The sequence below is a fragment of the Actinophytocola sp. genome (genome assembly GCF_009379765.1).
Lineage (GTDB): Bacteria > Actinomycetota > Actinomycetes > Mycobacteriales > Pseudonocardiaceae > Actinophytocola.
In genome coordinates, this window is the sequence record NZ_WHTD01000174.1 from 1 (window position 1) to 17538 (window position 17538).

General features: G+C 71.9%; 17 protein-coding genes. 4 read left to right on the forward strand and 13 right to left on the reverse strand.

Translation table 11 applies throughout. The features are described 5' to 3' along the window. On the forward strand, positions 1-694 hold a 694-nt coding region (locus GEV28_RS35590), incomplete at its 5' end, for a cbb3-type cytochrome c oxidase subunit I (protein WP_291417626.1). Here the strand turns inward: GEV28_RS35590 and GEV28_RS35595 are convergent. The 10 genes from GEV28_RS35595 to GEV28_RS35640 form a co-directional block, all read right to left on the reverse strand. Next, positions 695-1591, reverse strand: coding sequence for a universal stress protein (locus GEV28_RS35595; RefSeq protein ID WP_291417628.1), 897 nt, complete (start codon positions 1589-1591; stop codon positions 695-697). It abuts the gene before it with no gap. 19 nt (positions 1592-1610) lie between these two features. Further along, positions 1611-1946 carry a cupin domain-containing protein gene (locus GEV28_RS35600; RefSeq protein WP_291417630.1) on the reverse strand — a complete coding sequence of 112 codons (336 nt, stop codon included), beginning with the start codon at positions 1944-1946 and terminating at the stop codon, positions 1611-1613. Between the two features lie 504 nt (positions 1947-2450). Further along, positions 2451-3986 carry an NADH-quinone oxidoreductase subunit C gene (locus GEV28_RS35605; RefSeq protein ID WP_291417632.1) on the reverse strand — a complete coding sequence of 512 codons (1536 nt, stop codon included), beginning with the start codon at positions 3984-3986 and terminating at the stop codon, positions 2451-2453. Further along, positions 3983-5509 carry a proton-conducting transporter membrane subunit gene (locus GEV28_RS35610; protein ID WP_291417633.1) on the reverse strand — a complete coding sequence of 509 codons (1527 nt, stop codon included), beginning with the start codon at positions 5507-5509 and terminating at the stop codon, positions 3983-3985. Before GEV28_RS35610 ends, GEV28_RS35605 begins: the two co-directional genes overlap by 4 nt. Next, a complete protein-coding gene (locus GEV28_RS35615) occupies positions 5509-6171 on the reverse strand; it encodes a hypothetical protein (RefSeq protein WP_291417634.1) in 663 nt (220 codons plus the stop codon). The genes GEV28_RS35610 and GEV28_RS35615 overlap by 1 nt, the downstream gene beginning before the upstream one ends. A gap of 87 nt (positions 6172-6258) precedes the next feature. Then, complete coding sequence (locus GEV28_RS35620) at positions 6259-7206, reverse strand: NADH-quinone oxidoreductase subunit H (protein WP_291417635.1); 948 nt, start codon at positions 7204-7206, stop codon at positions 6259-6261. Positions 7207-7336: 130 nt separating this feature from the next. Continuing rightward, complete coding sequence (locus GEV28_RS35625) at positions 7337-9367, reverse strand: proton-conducting transporter membrane subunit (protein WP_291417637.1); 2031 nt, start codon at positions 9365-9367, stop codon at positions 7337-7339. Continuing rightward, complete coding sequence (locus GEV28_RS35630) at positions 9364-9849, reverse strand: NADH-quinone oxidoreductase subunit NuoB (RefSeq protein WP_291417639.1); 486 nt, start codon at positions 9847-9849, stop codon at positions 9364-9366. Before GEV28_RS35630 ends, GEV28_RS35625 begins: the two co-directional genes overlap by 4 nt. Positions 9850-9929: 80 nt before the next feature. Then, positions 9930-10301, reverse strand: coding sequence for a helix-turn-helix transcriptional regulator (locus GEV28_RS35635; RefSeq protein ID WP_291417641.1), 372 nt, complete (start codon positions 10299-10301; stop codon positions 9930-9932). A gap of 197 nt (positions 10302-10498) precedes the next feature. Continuing rightward, a complete protein-coding gene (locus GEV28_RS35640) occupies positions 10499-11686 on the reverse strand; it encodes an FAD-dependent monooxygenase (protein ID WP_291417643.1) in 1188 nt (395 codons plus the stop codon). A 61-nt stretch (positions 11687-11747) separates the two neighbouring features. Here GEV28_RS35640 and GEV28_RS35645 point away from each other — a divergent pair, with 61 nt between their 5' ends. Next, positions 11748-12197: a MarR family winged helix-turn-helix transcriptional regulator gene (locus tag GEV28_RS35645; RefSeq protein WP_291417645.1), complete on the forward strand. Its 450-nt coding sequence runs from the start codon at positions 11748-11750 to the stop codon at positions 12195-12197. Continuing rightward, positions 12194-12601 carry a hypothetical protein gene (locus GEV28_RS35650; RefSeq protein WP_291417647.1) on the forward strand — a complete coding sequence of 136 codons (408 nt, stop codon included), beginning with the start codon at positions 12194-12196 and terminating at the stop codon, positions 12599-12601. Before GEV28_RS35645 ends, GEV28_RS35650 begins: the two co-directional genes overlap by 4 nt. Here the strand turns inward: GEV28_RS35650 and GEV28_RS35655 are convergent. The 3 genes from GEV28_RS35655 to GEV28_RS35665 all read right to left on the reverse strand — a co-directional run bounded on the left by GEV28_RS35655 (position 12555) and on the right by GEV28_RS35665 (position 16147). Then, positions 12555-13019, reverse strand: coding sequence for a GreA/GreB family elongation factor (locus tag GEV28_RS35655; RefSeq protein ID WP_291417649.1), 465 nt, complete (start codon positions 13017-13019; stop codon positions 12555-12557). The two genes, GEV28_RS35650 and GEV28_RS35655, sit on opposite strands and share 47 nt — an antisense overlap. 152 nt (positions 13020-13171) lie before the next feature. Then, positions 13172-14431: an FAD-dependent oxidoreductase gene (locus GEV28_RS35660; RefSeq protein ID WP_291417651.1), complete on the reverse strand. Its 1260-nt coding sequence runs from the start codon at positions 14429-14431 to the stop codon at positions 13172-13174. Positions 14432-14614: 183 nt separating this feature from the next. Further along, positions 14615-16147 (reverse strand): CdaR family transcriptional regulator, encoded by a 1533-nt coding sequence (locus GEV28_RS35665; RefSeq protein ID WP_291417653.1) that lies wholly within the window; start codon positions 16145-16147, stop codon positions 14615-14617. Positions 16148-16372: 225 nt separating this feature from the next. Here GEV28_RS35665 and GEV28_RS35670 point away from each other — a divergent pair. Next, a partial coding sequence (locus GEV28_RS35670; RefSeq protein WP_291417655.1) for a cbb3-type cytochrome c oxidase subunit I occupies positions 16373-17538 on the forward strand: 1166 nt, incomplete at its 3' end.

The window sequence follows — 17538 nt, forward strand, 5'->3', positions numbered from 1 at the left end:
CGGCACCATGTGGAAGGGGCAGCTGACCTTCGAGACGCCGATGCTGTTCAGCATCGGGTTCCTGGTGACGTTCCTGTTCGGCGGGATGAGTGGGGTGCTGCTGGCGTCGCCGCCGATCGACTTCCACGTGACCGACACGTACTTCGTGGTGGCCCACTTCCACTACGTGCTCTTCGGCACGATCGTGTTCGCCACCTACGCCGGCATCTACTTCTGGTTCCCCAAGATCACCGGCCGGTACCTCAACGAGCCACTCGGGAAACTCCACTTCTGGACCACGTTCCTCGGCTTCCACGGAACGTTCCTCGTCCAGCACTGGCTGGGCAACGAGGGCATGCCGCGGCGCTATGCCGACTACCTGCCGTCCGACGGGTTCACCACGCTGAACACGATCTCCACCATCGGATCCTTCGTCCTCGGCGCGTCCGTGCTCCCGTTCGTCTGGAACGTCTTCCGCAGCTACCGCTACGGCGAACCCGCCCTCGACGACGACCCGTGGGGCTTCGGCAACTCGCTGGAGTGGGCCACCTCCTCGCCGCCGCCCCGGCACAACTTCACCGAGCTGCCCCGGATCCGCTCCGAGCGTCCCGCGTTCGACCTGCACTACCCGCACATGGTCGAACGGGCGCACGCGGACAAGTACATCGGCCCGTTCAGCAGCCACGCCGGCAAGGAGCCACCGGCGTCACCGTGATCAGGCCTCGTTGTCGGTGCGCACCACGGCCACCGGGCACCGCGCGTGCTGCAGCAGGTGCTGGCTCGTGGACCCCAGGAGCAGACCTCGGAAGCCACCCCGGCCGCGGCTGCCCACGACGACCAGCTGCGCGTTCTCCGCGAACCGCAACAACGCGCGGGTCGGCCGTTCCCGCACGACCTTGCGCGTGACGTGTACGTCCGGGTACTCCTCCTGCCGGCCGGCGAGCCGTTCCGCCAGGGTCTCCTCGGCCTCCTGGGCCAGCGGGGTGAAGTCCAGCGCCGCCGCCCCGCTGGGGAAGGCGGTCTCCAGAACCAGATCGGTCCATGCGTGCAGCGCTACCAGCTCGGCCTGGCGAACCGAGGCCTCCGCGAACGCGAAGCCGATCGCGGCCTCGCTCAGCTCCGTACCGTCGACCCCCACCACCACCGGTCCTTCGGTGGGCGGCGCCTCGTCCCCGGGTCCGCGCACGACGACGACCGGGCATCGGGCCCGGCCGGCCAGCTCCACCGACGTGGAGCCGACGAGCAACCCGGTGAACCCGCCGAGCCCTCGGCTGCCGAGAACGAGCAGCGAGGCGTCCCCGGACTCCTTGACCAGCGCGGGCACCGAGGGCGCGACCTCGAGGACGGTGTCGATGTGCAGCCCGGGGACCGCTTGTTCGGCGGCCTGGCGAGCCTCGGCCAGCCAACCGCGGCTCTGGCTTTCCATCGCGGTGCGCAGCGTGCCCTCGTCGACGATTCCGGGTCGGTAGCCGGTCGGAACCTGGCAGGCATGAACCAGGCGCAGCCCCGTGCCTCTGCGGCCGCATCGGTCGGCGGCCCAGCGCACCGCGCGCAGGCTGCTCTCCGACCCGTCGACGCCGACCACGACGGGGCGACCCGAGATGTCGCTCATCACAAACTCCTGCGGGGTCTCAGCGCAATGCGACGGTGAGCAGGACGGCGGCATCGGTATCGGCGGTCAGGCCGTGCCGCTGCGGCGGGATGGTGACGAGCTGCCCGGGGTCGAGGGCCCATTCCTTGTCATGGGTGTGCAGGCGAACCCGCCCGACCACGACGTACAGGGTGGCGGCCGAGGGAGCGCCGTGCTCGGCCAGCTCGGCGCCTTCGGCCAGCGCGATCAGGGTCACGCGTTGCGAGGTACCGGTGACGAGGGTCCTGGAGGCTCGCTTGGTGTGCTGCTGGCGCGCATCGTCGAGCAGCTCCTTGGCCAGCTCATCCACCTGCGTGACGGACGGGTGATCGGACATCGAGTCTGCTCCAATCCGCGCTACGGCGAAACCCAGACTGTAGTCATGTCGCCGTCGATCGGCATGCCACGCGGCCGGGGCGGAGCGCTGGTCCGGCCACCCGCAGGAAGTCGGCCGGGTGGTCCGTCGCCGGTCGGGGTCCGCGCACGACACCGGGTCTCCGGTGATCTTCGCCGCGTCCACCGGTGGCAGCTGGGCGATCGCCTGCCGGACGAGGCCCGGCCGTGAACCCACGGCGGCACCAGGTTGGTCGGGTCGCACTTCGCCGTCGTCGAGTACACGTGCGCGGCGGGATCGGCGATGCCGCGCGCGAGGTCGTCGTCCGTGCCGTGCCGTGCCGTGGACGGCGGCGTGCTGGTGACCGTCCTCGCCACCCGGCCGGCCGGGGTCGGCGGCCACCTGACCGCGGAGCCGATCCCCTACGTCGAGCTGTGGGCACCGGCGAGGCAACGCACGGCTCCCGGTCGGAGACCTCCGACGTGGACAGGAGGAGTCGGCCGGTGCTCAGAGGTCGTTGCCGGCGTAGGAGAGGTTGAAGCTCTTGTTGGTCAGCGGGAAGTCCGGGACGATCGTATCCGCCAGGGCGACCGGGAGCGCGGGCCAGTTGAAGAAGCTGGGGTCGACGATCTTCACGCGGGTGAGCGTGCCGTCGGCGGCCAGCTCCACTCGGTGGGTGATCGTGCCCCGCCAGCCCTCGACCATTCCGACGCCCGAGCGTGCCGCGGTCGGGGCGGGCAGGGCCGGCTCGGCCGGCTCGGCGAAACCCTGGTCGGCGAAGGTGTTGACCAACCGGATGGACTCGGCGATCTCCTCCGCGCGGACCAGGAACCGGGACAGCACGTCGCCGTCGGTGCGGGTGTGTTCGGCGCGGGGCAGGTCGCCGAGCAGGAACGGGTGGTCGTGGCGGGCGTCGACGGCGAGCCCGCTGGCACGCGCGACGTAGCCGAGCGCGCCGAGGTCGACCGCCTGGTCCCGGGTGAGGACCGCCGTGCCGGTGAACCGGTCGGCCACGACGTTGTTGTCCAGTGCGAGGGCGACGATCTCGGCGACATCGGCCCCGATCGCGGTGAGCCGGTCGGGGTCGGGCAGTGCACGGACCGTCGCCCCGCCGGGGTGGACGGCGCCGCGCAGCAGCCGGTGCCCGGTCACCGTGTCGTTGATGCGCAGGAGCTGCTCGCGGACCCGTTGCGCGTGCGCGTTGAGGATGCCGTAGCCGACGTCGTTGCACAGCGCGCCGAGGTCGGTGACGTGGTTGTAGAGGCGCTCCAGCTCCAGCAGTATCGCCCGGATCCGCTGGGCGTCCGGCGCGACGGAGTACTGGCACGCGTCCTCGACCGCCTGGCAGAACGCAAGGGTGTGCCCGACCGCCGTGTCCCCGCTGACCCGTTCGGTGAGCTCGATCGCCTGCTCCGGCGCGCGGCCGTGGAACATCCGCTCGATTCCTTTGTGGACGAACCAGAGCCGCGCCTTGAGCTTGAGAATGGTCTCGCCGACCACGGAGAACCGGAAGTGGCCCGATTCGATCAGCCCGGCGTGCACCGGCCCGACCGGGATCTCGTACACCCCCGCGCCTTCGACCGGGCTGAACGGGAACGGACCCTCGACATCGCCGAACTCCGGTGGCTCACCGGCGTCGGCGAGCATCGGGTACCAGCCGCGCGGCCAGTGGAAGTGTCGCACCAGCCGCCTCGGCAGCGGATGACCGACGGGCACGATGCCGAACAGGTCGCGCATCTCGCGTTCGAACCGGCCGGCGGCGAAGGACAGGCCGGCGAGGCTCGGCACCGACGGATCGGCCCGGTCGAGCCGGACGTGCAGCTCGACCCGCCGGTCGGGGGCGGCGGCGGTGAACAGGTACACCGCGCGAAGCCGGTCGCCGTCCCGCTCACCGGCGTCGTGCTGGCCGGCGACCAGTGCGACCCGGTATCCCTTGTCCAGCAACGAGCTCGCGTGGGCCGGCAGCTCGTCGGCGGTGATCGTGAGCGCGGTGCGGCGGTACCCGGCGGGGTCGCCGGGCGGACCGGGCGTCGGCGCTGTCACGGGGTCCCTCCCACGGTCTCGGCGGCCAGCCGCAGCAGCGTGGCCAGGGGTTCGGCGGCGACGCCCAGCACCGCGCACCCGACCAGGCCGCCCAGCAACGCGGCGGTCGTGCCGGCGGGCAGCCGGTGTGTCGCGGTGGCCGCGCCCGGTCCACCGGGCGGGTCGTTCGGTGGGTCGCCGAGCAGCATCCGGCTGGTGTGGCCGATCAGCGCGACGGCGATGACCACCACGAGAGCCAACGCGACCGCGGTCAACCAGCCGAGCCCGGCCGCGAACCCGGCCCTGGCGATGCCGAGCTCGCTCGCGAACAGGCTGAACGGCGGCAGGCCGATCAGCGCGAGCACGCCGACCCCGATCGCACCCGCCAGCACGGGATGTCTCACTACGAGCCCGCGGACCGGCGCGATGCTCGATCCTGCAAGCAGATCATCGGTGTCGATCCGGCTGGAACCGGTGAGCTGGAGGACCCGCCCGGCGCCCAGGAACAGCACCGCCTTGGTCAACCCGTGGCCCAGGATGTGCAGCAGCACCGCGGCCAGCGCGAGCGGGCCGCCGACGGCCGCACCGAACGCGACGAGGCCGAGGTGCTCGATGCTGGAGTACGCCAGCATCCGCTTGTAGTCCCGCTGACCGAGCAGCAGCGACGCCGCGACGACCAGGGACGCCACCGCGAGCACGGCGAGCAGCACGCGGGCGAACCCGGTCCCGAGCGCGGCGTCGGAGATGCCCTTGACCCGCAGGATCGCGTAGAAGGCGACCGACAGCAGCACCCCGGACATCAGCGCGGACACCGGGGCCGGCGCCTGGCTGTGCGCGTCGGGCAGCCAGGCGTGCAGCGGCGCGAGCCCGGCCTTGGTGCCGAACCCGACGACCAGCAGCACCACCGCGATCCGGGTGACCCCGTCGTCCAGGCCGGCCGCGTGCGCGGTGAGCGACGCCAGGTCCAGCCCCGCTCCCCCGGGCGCGTGCGTGGCGGCGAAGTTGAGCACGACGGTGCCCAGCAACGCGAGCGCGATGCCCGCCGAGCAGATCACCACGTACTTCCACGCCGCCTCCACCGCGGCGCGGGTCCGGCGCTGCCCGACCAGGAACGCGGTGACGATCGTGGTGGCCTCGACCGCCACCCACAGCACCCCGAGGTTCGCGGCCAGCACGGCGAGGGCCATCGCGGTGAGGAACAGCTGGACGAGCAGGCTGTGCCGGCGGGCGGTGCGGTCGGTGGCCCGGCCCGCCTCGATCTCGGCACGCAGGTAGGCGGGGGTGGCGAGGGCCGCGAGCAACGCGACCGCGCCGATCACCACGAGCATGAACGCCGACAGCGCGTCCACCCGGACCAGTCCCCCGGCGGCGGTGTAGGCGCCGGAGTCGACCACCACGACCGCGGCGCCGACCGCGGCGAGCAGCACGAGCCCCGCGCTCGCGGCGGCGGCCCAGGCGGTGCCGCGGTGCCGGCCGCGCACCGCGTGGCCGAGCGCGCCGAGCATCGGCACGACCAGCGGGGCGAGTATGAACACGGTCATCATCAGTCCCGCAGCTCCCGGAGCTCGTCGAGGTCGGTATCGCCGAACGCCTCCCGCATCCGCACGGTGAGGATCTGCAGAACCAGCAGGGCGAGCAGCACGTCGAGCGAGACGCCGATCTCGACGATCAGCCCGACACCTGCCGTGGTGAGGAAGCCGACCGCGGTGATCCCGTTGTCCATCAACAGGAACCCGACCAGCTGGGACAGCGCGCGGCGCCGGGTGACCAGCACGAAGAAGCCGATCAGCACCACGGTCAGGCCGATCGGGATCGCCTGCGTCGCCGCGGACGGCGCCAGTGCCACCAGCGGGCGGGACACCGCGTAGGCGAGCAGCGTCAGCGCCGCGGCGACCAGCAGCGAGGCGGACACGTTGACCAGCGGCCTGGTCTCCCGCTGGGTATCGCCGGACGCCGCGAGCGCGCGCCGCAACAGGTGGGGCAGCACACCGGCCCGCAGCACCAGGATCCCGGCGGCCACGCCCCACAGCTCGCCGGAGCTCTCGTGCGTGGCCAGCACCGCGACGAGCGCCGCCAGGACGACCCCCTGTACCGCGAACACCCGGATGAGCACGGCGACCTCGCGCCGCCACAGCACCAGGACCGACGTCAGCAGCAGACCGCCGCAGGCGAGGTCGAGCAGCTGCACGTACAGCGTCTCGTTCACGGTATCTCCCCGCAGGCTCTGCGATGCCGTTCACGGTCATTCCGTGACATCGGTTCGTTCGGACGCTCGGTCACGACGTTTCCCCTTTCAGGCCAGGAAGAACGAGGCCGCGACCGCCAGCAGGGACAGCAGGAACGAGCCGGCCAGCAGCTCCGGCACCCGGAACAGCCGCAGCTTGGCCACGAACACCTCGGTCGCGGCCAGGACGGCGCCGAGCAGCCCGACCTTGACGACCAGTGCCGCCACTCCGACGGCCACCGCGCCCGCGGTGGCCGTGGTCGCGATGCCCCACGGCAGGAACAGGTTCGCCAGCAGTCCGAGCAGCACCGACAGCCGCATCGCCGACTCCAGCTCGACGAGCGCGAGGTCCGGACCGGCGTACTCCAGCACCATCGCCTCGTGGACCATCGTCAGCTCGAGGTGCGTGGCGGGGTTGTCCACCGGCAGCCGGCCCGTCTCGGCGACGATCACCACGACCAGCGCCACGGCGGCCAGCAGGCTCCCCGGCGAGATCACCCGGATCGGGTCGTGCAGCGTGGCGGACACGATGGCACCCAGGTTGGTCGAGCCGACCCGGGCGGACAGGGCGAAGATCGCCACGAGCAGCGTCGGCTCCACCAGCGCCAGGATCGTCATCTCCCGGCTGGCGCCCATCCCGCCGAACGCCGTGCCGGTGTCCAGGCCGGCGAGCGCGAGCGCCACCGCGCCCAGGGCCAGCAACGCGACGACCGCGAACAGGTCGGCGACCGGGTCGACCGCGGAGGCGGTGGTCACGAACGGAACCACGACCGAGACGACCACCGTCGTCGCCACCAGGACCAGCGGTGCGATCCGGAACACCTCGGTGGTGCCGCGCGGCTCGACCGGCTCCTTGCGGAACAGCTTGCGCAGGTCCCGGTACGGCTGCCAGGCGCCGGCACCGGAGCGACCCTCCAGCTTGGCCCGCACCTGCCGCATCAGCCCGACGAGCAGCGGTGACCCGGCGACGACGAGCACCGGCTGCACGATCCCGCCGACCAGCCCCAGGGTATTCACGACGCCCCCTCGCAGGCTCGGTGCCGCCGCCCGCGCTCGCCCTGTGTCAACCGTTCACTCGCAAGCTCGCCCTGTGTCAACCGTTCACTCGCAAGCTCGCCCTGTGTCAACCGTTCACTCGCAAGCTCGCTCACCGGGTCGCCGCCAGCAGGACCAGCAGCCCGCACACGGCGTAGAAGCCGTAGCCGAGGTAGCGGTGCACGCTTCCGGTGGCGAGCCGGCGCCCGGCCCGGCCCCACGCGGCCAGCACCGCGAGCGCGGGTTGGTAGAGCTTGCGCTCGATCCGCTCGGGCACCCGCCTGCGGTACTCGACCGCCCGCACCAGGTACCGGGACTCCTCGTGGTGGTTCACGTCCACGTCCTGCTCCGGCGCGACCACGTTGTCGAACACCCGCTGCAGCGGCTCGGCGAACGACGTCGCGGTGTACTCCATGCGCGCGGTCAACGGACCGGCGCCACAGTCCCACAACCGTGCCGCGCGCCGGCTCCGCCGCACGGCCACCAGCCGCACCGCCCCTGCGACCGCGACCAGCGCGACGACCAGCGCGAAGGTCAGCAGCAGCGGTGACACCGCGCCGGTGACCCCCGCCAGCCGCACGGTGACCGTGCCGGACACCGCCGGGTCGCCCGCGCCCACCGCGACGCCGGTCGCGGCGCCGATCGCGGGCAGCACCGCGGCCGGCAGCAACGCCAGCACCACGCACGCGATCCCGGCGAGGCCCATTCCGGCGACCATGCTGCGCGGGCTCTCGTGCGCGTCCTCTGCGGCGGAACTGCGTGGCCTGGCAAGGAAACCGACGCCGAACGCCTTGACGAACGTGGCCACGGCGAGGCCCGCGGTGAGCGCGACCGCCGCCACCGCGACCGGCATCGCGACCGCGACGGCCGTCCCGGCGCCCGGCAACCCGTGGATCAGCGCCTGGAGCAGCAACCACTCCGACACGAACGCGGTGCCGGGCGGCAACGCCGAGGCGGCCAGCGCTCCCAACCCGAACGCGGCGGTCGTCGCCGGCATCCGGTGCCGCAGACCGCCGAGCGCGTCCAGGTCGCGAGTGCCGGTGCCGTGCAGCACCGATCCGGCCGCGAGGAACAGCAACGTCTTGAACGCCGCGTGGTTGAGCACGTGCAGCAGCGCCGCCGCCAGCGCCAACCCGGCCAGGACCCGGTCACCGGACGACGCGAACAGCCCGGCCGCGCCCACCCCGACCAGCACGAGCCCCATGTTCTCGGTGGTGGACTGGCCGAGCAGCCGCTTGAGGTCGGTGCTCATCGCCGCCTGCAGGATCCCGTACACCGCGGAGAGCGCGCCCAGCGCGAGCACCAGCAGCCACCACCATCGCGGCCCGCCACCCAGCAGGTCGAACCCGACGCGCACGATGCCGTAGACGCCGAGCGTGACCATGGCCGCCGACATCAGCGCGGACACGTGGCTCGGCGCCTCCGGATGCGCGCGCGGCAACCACACGTGCAGCGGCACGATGCCCGCCTTCGACGCGAACCCGACCAGCGTCAGCACGAACACCAGCCCGGCGACAGCCTGCGCCGGCTCCGCCGCCCGCAACGCGGCGAACGTGTCGTCCCCGGCCTGTGCGGCGAACACCAGCAGTCCACCGAGGACGAAGACGAACCCGAGATGGGTCATCACCGCGTACCACCGGCCGGCCGCGGCGACCTCGGGCCGGCACCGGTGCTCGGTGACCACGAGCAGGAGCGAGGTCAGCGCCATCAGCTCCCAGCAGACCAGGAACGTGCCCACGCTCCCCGCCGCGGGCACCAGCAGCATCGCCACCACGAACAGCGGTACGACCACCTGCTCCACCCGCGACCGCGCGTAGCCGATGCCGTAGACCCCGGCCAGCACCGCGACCCCGCCGACCACGGTGACGAACAGCCCGCCGAGCGCGTCCAGCGCGATCGTCACGCCGGCAAGCGGAAGGAGCCCGGGCAGCGCGACGGAGAACGGCTCGCCCGTCATGGCCGCGACGCCCGCGACCGCGCCGGCCGTCCCGGTCAGCGCGGTGCCGATCCCGGCCACCCTCGACCGGGTGCCGCCACCGGGGAGCACACCGGCGGGCAGCACACCGGCGGGCACTGCCGCGGCCAGCGCGGTGAGCACACCGACGACCGCGGCGGCGAACAGGAACGACGCCGCGAGGCTCATCGTCCGGTCAGCCTTCGCAGTCCTTCGACGATGGCCTCCGGCCGGGGCGGGCAGCCCTCGATCTCCAGCTCCACCGGCACCACGTCGCGTACCGCGCCGGTGACGCCGTACGCGCCCGCGAACACACCGCAGTTGCGGGCACAGTCGCCGACCGCCACGACCGCCTTCGGCCCCGGCACCGCGTCGTAGGTGCGCCGCAACGGTTCGGCCATGTTGCGGGTCACCGGACCGGTCACGAGCAACGCGTCCGCGTGCCGAGGCGAGGCGACCAACCGGGCGCCGTACCGCTCGGCGTCGTACACCGGCCCGAACGCCGAGGCGATCTCCACCTCGCACCCGTTGCACGAGCCGGCGTCCACGTGTCGGACCTGCACCGATCCCCCGAGCTCGGCCGCCACCGCCGGCACGCCGTACCCCGGTCGCCCCGGCGCGGGTTCGGCCACCCGCCCGGTCCGGAGGATCTTGCGCCACAAACCGACCATGTCCACTCCCGCGTCGTTCAAGCGCGTCGTGCCAAGGAAAAGAGCGGTCACCCGAACGGAAGCCGGGGACGGCGCGGTACTCAGGCCCGCCCCGGCCTCCGACCGCGCGCCGACGGCGACCGCGGGTCGGGCCCGCGGAGGTCCTCGAGCAGCTCGACCTGCCCCGACAGCACGCCGGTGAGGATCAGCCGGGCGACCGCCAGCAGCTCCGCCACGTGCGGGCTGGTCAACGAGTAGTGGACGGCCGAGCCGTCCTTGCGCGCGGTCACCAGCCCCGCCCGCCGCAGCACCGCCATGTGCTGGGACATGTTCGCCGGCTCGATCCCCACGTCCGACACCAGCTCCGAGACCGCGTGCTCGCGCTCGCTGAGCAGCTCGAGCACCCTGATCCGGGCCGGATGGCCCAGCGTCCGGAAGAACTCGGCCTTGAGCTCGTACAGCGGCTTGCTCACCCGACGACTCCAACCAGCCCGCACACTTCAGCAGTTGCGAACATTAGCAAACGCCCACGAGTCCAACGTTCGGGGTCGTGAGCGTTGGACTCGCGGGTCGCGAACGTTGGACTCGCGGGTCGTGAGTGTTGGACTCGCGGGTCCTGGGCGTTGGACTCGCGGGTCCTGGGCGTTGGACTCGCGGGATACGTGCTGGACTAGCCAGTGCTTCCCATGCGCATCAACGGGTTGGTGCGGGAGCTCGCGACGGCCGCGAACCCGTGGCGCAGCATCTCCGCTTCGTACGCCGCCTTGGCCTGCCCGAGCGGCACGCCCTTCGTGGTGACGTCGACCAGTGCGCCGCGCAGCAGTTCGGCGTCGCGCAGTGCCGTGTTGGCTCCTTCGCCGCGACCAGGGGACATGGTGTGGATCGCGTCGCCGAGCAACGTCACGGCGGGGTCCGACCACGCCAGCACCGGCCGCGCGGAGCGAATGTTCACCGGGAAGGTGGCCGGCACCTCGGCCTCGGCGACGATGCGTCGCACCGCGGGATGCCAGTCGGCGGTCAGGTCGCGCACCAGGCGGTGCAGCGTCGCGCTGTCGCCGTCCCGGAACTCGTCGGTGAGCGAGACGGTCCAGGAGAAGTAGTCCGGCACCTCGGTGAGCCGGGTTCCCGGGGCGAGCGCGGCGACGGCGTCGGCCACCGGCGTCCGGGGCCGGCAGGTCGCCACGCTCATGCTCGTCCCACCGGGTCCCTTGATGCGGTTGAAGGAGTCGACGAGGACCTCGGGCACCCACTCGAGGCCGCCGGTGATGGGCGTCTTGCCCCAGATCGACCAGTGGAGATCCTCGAGCTCGGCGTCCGGCACGAGTTGGTTGCGGGTGACCGAGTTGGTCCCGTCCGCGCCGACGAGCAGGTCGCCGGTGGCGGCGGTGCCGTCGGCGAAGTGCGCGCGGACCCGGCCGTCGGCCGGGTGCTCGTACCGGACGAGGCTCTTCGTGAAGTGCACGACGTCGTCCAGGCCGCTGAGCAGGATCTCCCGGATCGTGAGCCGGTTCACCCCGAAGGTCGAGTCCTCGGGTTCGACGTGCGGGATCGGCATGGCGAACGCCTCGTTGAGCCACTGGTCGGTGACCGCCATCCGCGTTGCCGGCGCGATCGAGGTGGCCACGCACAGGTCGAACAGGTTGCCCGGGAGGCAGGCCCGCAGCGCGTCGCTGCCGGCTTTCTTGAGCGAGATACGGGCGCCCTGTCCCCGAAAGGACGCGGACTCACCGCGTTCGTAGAGCGCGACGCTGATCCCCGACTTCGTGAGCCCCTGGGCGAGGCAGAGGCCGCCGACTCCGCCGCCGATGATCAGGACATGGGGCGACGCTCCTTCTGACTTCGAGTTGTGTTCGGTCATGGCGCAAAGCTAGCAATTAGCTGTCGCGACAGCAAGTGTCCAAGCAGCTAAGCTGACGGGCATGGACTCCACGGTTCCGATCCGGCTCGTGCTCGGCGGTGGATCGCTGCTCAACCAGGTGGCGCGCGAGCTGGGCACCGCGCTGGAACGTCAGCTCGCCCCGCTCGAGGTCACCAGCCAGCAGGCGGCGCTCCTGCTCAACGCCGCACGGCAGCAGGCCAGCCCGAACCAGCTGGCCGCGAAGCTGGGCACCGACGCCGCCGGCATGACCAGGCTGCTCGACCGCTTGGCGGACAAGGGTTTGCTCGTGCGTCGCGGCAACCCGGACGACCGGCGGTCCGTCGTCATCGAGCTGACCGGCAAGGGCAAGGCACTCGTGCCGCGCCTCGGACCCTGCTTCGGCCGGGTGACCAGCCGGCTCCTCGACGGCTTCACCGCCGAGGAGATCGAACAGGTCACCGCGCTGCTGGGGCGGATGCTCGACAACCTCGGCACCGGGAAGGCCGGATGATCGGGCGCATCCAGGTGCACAACCGGCTGAACGGCACCCGGTTCGCCACCCTGGAGTTCGGCTTCACCGGCCTGGCGGCCCTGTTCATCGCGGTGAGCCTCCTGCGCCAGGACCGTTGGCCCATCGCCGTGCTGGCGTGCGGCACCGCGGTCAACTGCGCGGTCGTCGCCGGCTTCGGCGTGCGGTCGTGGCTGCGGGGCGACCTCGGTGGGCGCATCCGCGAGCTGTCCCGGCCCGAGGTGCGCCGAACGGTCCGCGCCGAGCATCCCCACCTGCTGGCCGACACGATCCTGCTCGCGGTGAGCACGCTCGTGCCGTTCGTCCTCAGCATCGCCGTCCTGGCCGAGGCGTGCCGGGTCAGGGTGTGTACTCGAGGCGGTGCTGTCCATAGGGAACGGCCTTGAGCAGGGTGACCCGGCGGGTGCTGCCGTTGGGGACGCGGAAGGTGCGCTGCTCCCCCTGGCGTGCTCCGGTCAGGGCCGTGCCCAGCGGTGACCGGGTCGAGTAGACCTCGATGTCGCTGTGCTCGGCGTCACGCACGCCGAGCAGGAACGTCTCGGCCTCGTCGGTGTCGTCGTAGCGGACGGTGAGCACCATCCCGGCCTCCGCGACCCCGTCGTCGGGCGCGTCCTCGCCGACGACGGCGTCGTCCAGGAGATCCAGGATCTCCCGGATCCGCGTCTGCCGCCGGATCGTGGCGTCGTCCTGGTCGGCGGCCTCGTCGGCGGCTCGGACGGGCCGGGGCGCGAGGAGCGCGGCGAGCTCGTCCGAGAGCCGGCGGTGGGCCTGTGGCGTCAGCCAGACGCGCTGGGTGCTGGTCATGGTGCTGTCTCCCTTGGCGGGTGCGGTGGAAGGTGCCGTCAGGGCGGCCGGAGGGGAGGGGCCGCCCTGACGGCGGGGGGTCCGTGCGAGCCGGGTCATGATCGGCGCCGACCTCACGGACTTCGAGGGTGGTCAGTGGTCAGGGTGCGGTGTCACCGAAGGGGGTCGAGCTCGCGCAGCGCGGCGGGCTGCTTGCCGGTGGTGATCTGCTCGGCCAGCAGGCGCCCGGTGACCGGGCCATGGGCCAGTCCCCACATGCCGTGCCCGCCCGCGACGTAGACACCCGGCGCGCGCACAGCGCCGACCAGTGGCCGGCCGTCGGGGGTGACGGGACGCGGGCCGACCCAGACGTCCCTGCGTTCCTCCCAGCGCACCCCGTCCAGCAGTGGACGGGCGGCCGCGATGATCGACGCCAGCCTGGCCGGGACGCCGGGCGCGTCGGGATCGCGGAACTCCATGGTGCCCGCGACCCGCAGCGCCCCCTGGTAGGGAGTGCACGCCACCCGCACGTCGGGCAGGTAGACCGGGCCGGGGACCGGGCGGTCCACGGGCACGGTGAAGGAGTACCCGCGGCCGGCCCGCACCGGGACGCGCACGCCCCACCGGGAGGCCAGCGGGGACAGCCACGCACCGGTGGCCAGGACGGCCACGTCGGCGACCAATGCCTTGCCGTTGCCGCGATGCACCGTGACGCCGCCGCGGTTCGCGCGAACGTCGACGACCTCGAACGTGTGCATCGTGGCGCCCCTGGCGACGACCGACCGGGCCAGGGCACGGACGAAACCGCCCGGGTCGAGGTAGCGCTGCCCGTCGATGCGCACGCCCGCGGTGAGGGCGGCGGACGCGACCGGGACGTGGTCACGCAGCTCGTCGGCGGAAAGTTCGGTATGCGCGACCGGCTGCCCGACCTCGGCGAGCCTGCGCAGCTCCCGCAGCAGACCCTCGGCCTGCCGGGAGGTCCGGAACCCCGCGGTGATCGGCGCCTCGATCGTGGGAGCTTCCACGCCGTTGGCGGTGAGCACGTCGAAGGCCTCGACGCATTCCTCGTTGAGCGGCAGGTTGGCCTGCGCCGCCCTGGTCCACGACGACCAGCGGCAATTCGCCGCGAACCGGGCCAGGAATGCCCACAGCCGTGGGTCGCTGCGCAACGGGATGTGCAGCGGCGCGGACGGGTTCAGCAGCGACCGCAGGCCGTAGCGCAGCACCGCGGGCTCGTTGAGCGGGATGGCCAAGCCGGGTGCGATCCAGCCGGCGTTGCCCCAGGACGCCCCTGCGGCCACGCCGGTGCGGTCGACCACTCGCACGTCGACCCCGCGCTCCTGCAGGAACCACGCGGTCGACAGGCCCACGATGCCCGCGCCGACCACGACTGCCGTGCGCGGCCCACCGTCGATGTGTTCGACGCCGGCCACGACAACCACCTCCACCCGAGTGCTCTTGACTCGAGGGTGGCCCAGGAATCGGGGCAGGCTGTTGTCCGATCCCGACAACCGGGGTACCGCCGCGTTGTCGAGATCGGACAGCGCCGGAGCGTTGGACACGCGGGTCCCGAACGTTGGACTCGCGGGTTCTGGGGGTTGGACTCGCGGGGTTGGCTACTCGTCGGTGGCGGCGAGGTCGATGATCATGGCCAGTCGCTTGCGTGGGTCGGTCAGGTCGAGGGTGGTGACCTCGGCCATCTTGCGCAGCCGGTAGCGCACGGTGTTCGGATGCACGCCGAGCCGCTCGCCCGCCTCGGCGAGGTCGCCCTGGGCGTCCAGCCACGCGCGCAGGGTCGCCACATAGAGGGTGGCGCGCTCGTGGTCGTGGCGGCGCAGCTCGGCCACCGGCCCCCGCGCGGGGGTGCGCCCGGTCCGCGCGGCGCCGCGCAGCCGCTGCAGGAGGATGTCGTCCCAGGACTCGTCATAGGCCGGCGGCGGGGCGTCCGGCGGGCGGGCCTCGTGCAGGGCCAGGCACTCGTCGGCCTCCTGCCGGCTCGCCGGCAGATCGGCCGCCGACGCGACCCCGCCGATTCCGGCCGACACCACCACGTGCGGGGGCAGCGCGGACCGCAGTGCCGCGACCCACTCGCGAGCTGCGTCGGCCCGCTCACCGGACAGGATCGTGTGGAGCGTGTTGCCCGCCAGGGCACTGCGTCCTGGCCGCGACCAGCCGAAGCCGGTGGTGGCCCGTTCGAAGGCGAGCAGCAACGCGGCGTGCCGCTCGGCCGCGATGTGCGCGCGGACCGCGACCACCCGCAGCGGTCCTTGCGGCAACCCCAGCCTGCTGACGACCGTCGCGGCGTCCGCGGTCCCCTCCAGCAACTCGATCACCAGGTCGGACTCGACCTGGCGCTCCAGATCCGCGCTCGCCCGCGACCGCAGCAGGTGCAACGCCACCGTGCGCGCGCCGTCGGCCAACGCGGTGCGCCGAACGCCGGTCAGCGGGGTCGGGCTCATGACCCACACCGTGCCCAGCAGCTCCCTGCCCGCGCGCACCGCGACCACCATCCGCCCGCTCAGCCCGTGCCGCTCGTCCGCCTCGACGAACAACGGCTCGTCGGAGGCCGCCAGGTGCGCGAACACCCCGCGGGCGTCGAACAGCTCCCGCATCCGCTCCGACGCCTGCCGCCCCAGGATCGTCTCCACCCGCGCCGGGTCGGCCTCCTGCTGCAGGCTCGAGTAGGCCAGGACCCGCGACAGCCGGTCCTCGATGGTCACCGCACCACCGATCGCTCCCGCCAGACTGTCGGCCAACGCGAACAGGTCCGTCGGTCCGCGGCCGGACTCGGTCTCCCGGCCCTCCAGCACCAGCCCGTAGACCACGCCGGCCAGCTGGCTCCACGACACCTCGGGATCGACCACCATCACCGCAACGCCCTCGGCCTCGCCGACCGACACGGCGGCCCGCTCCTCGCCCGCGGCACCACGAACCAGCACCACCCTCGCCCGCGCCGACGCCCCCCGCCGCACGCCCTCGACCAGCGACCCGGCGCCCACTGCGAGGAACACGTCGCCCACCACCACGCGGTCGTCGGCGGCGTCGTGCATCACCACGCTGCGCAGCTCCACCGACCGCGACACCGGACAGCAGCACAGCCGGACACCGTAGCCGCCCAGCACGTTCACCAGGCGGTCCAACCTCACCATGAGCAGCCCCTATCCCGTGCCAACCACCCACCGTAACCAACTGGGCCGTTCGATCAGCGTGACCGGGAGATGACCGCGGCTTGACTCCGGGGTAATTTATACTAGGTTTGATTGTATTAATATCTGGGGCCGGTCTCACCGGGAACGCCGCGGTGATCCGACAGGAAGCGGTGAGGCGATGTTCGCGCATCCGATGACGCCTGCTCTCGTCCGACGGCGTGCGCGGTGACCACCACCAAGCCGACCCCGATCCTCACGCACCCGTATCCGGCGCGGCCGTCGCCGAAGGGATCCGCCCTGCTTCGGACCATCCGCACCACAGATCCCAAGCAGATCGGCATCCTGTACCTGACCACGTCGTTCGGGTTCTTCCTGGCCGGCGGCGTGATGGCGATGTTGATGCGGACCGAGCTGGCCCGGCCGGGAATGCAGTTCCTCTCGCCGGAGCAGTACAACCAGCTGTTCACCATGCACGGCACGATCATGCTGCTGCTGTACGCGACGCCCACGCTGTTCGGGTTCGCCAACTACGTGCTGCCGTTGCAGATCGGCTCGCCGGACGTGGCCTTCCCCCGGCTCAACGCGCTGTCCTACTGGCTGTTCCTGTTCGGCGGCCTGATCGTTCTGGCGGGATTCCTCACCCCGGGCGGCGCCGCGGACTTCGGCTGGTTCGGCTACACACCGCTGTCCGGCGCCGCCCACTCGCCGGGCGTGGGCGGTGACCTGTGGATCACCGGGCTGGTGGTCAGCGGTCTGGGCACGATTCTCGGCGCGGTCAACATGGTGACGACGGTGGTGTGCCTGCGCGCACCGGGAATGACCATGTTCCGGATGCCGATCTTCACGTGGAACATCCTGATCACGAGCATCATGATCTTGATAGCCTTCCCCCTGCTCACCGCGGCGCTGCTGGGGCTGCTGGCCGACCGGCAGCTGGGTGCGCACGTGTTCGACCCGGCCAACGGCGGGGCGATCCTCTGGCAGCACATGTTCTGGTTCTTCGGCCACCCCGAGGTGTACATCGTCGCGATCCCGTTCTTCGGCATCGTCACCGAGATCATCCCGGTCTTCTCCCGAAAGCCGATGTTCGGCTACCGCGGCATGGTCTACGCCACCATGAGCATCGCCGGGCTGTCGATCACGGTGTGGGCGCATCATATGTTCGCCACCGGTGCGGTGCTGCTGCCGTTCTTCTCGTTGATGAGCTTCATGATCGCGGTGCCAACGGGGATCAAGTTCTTCAACTGGATCGGCACCATGTGGAAGGGGCAGCTGACCTTCGAGACGCCGATGCTGTTCAGCATCGGGTTCCTGGTGACGTTCCTGTTCGGCGGGATGAGTGGGGTGCTGCTGGCGTCGCCGCCGATCGACTTCCACGTGACCGACACGTA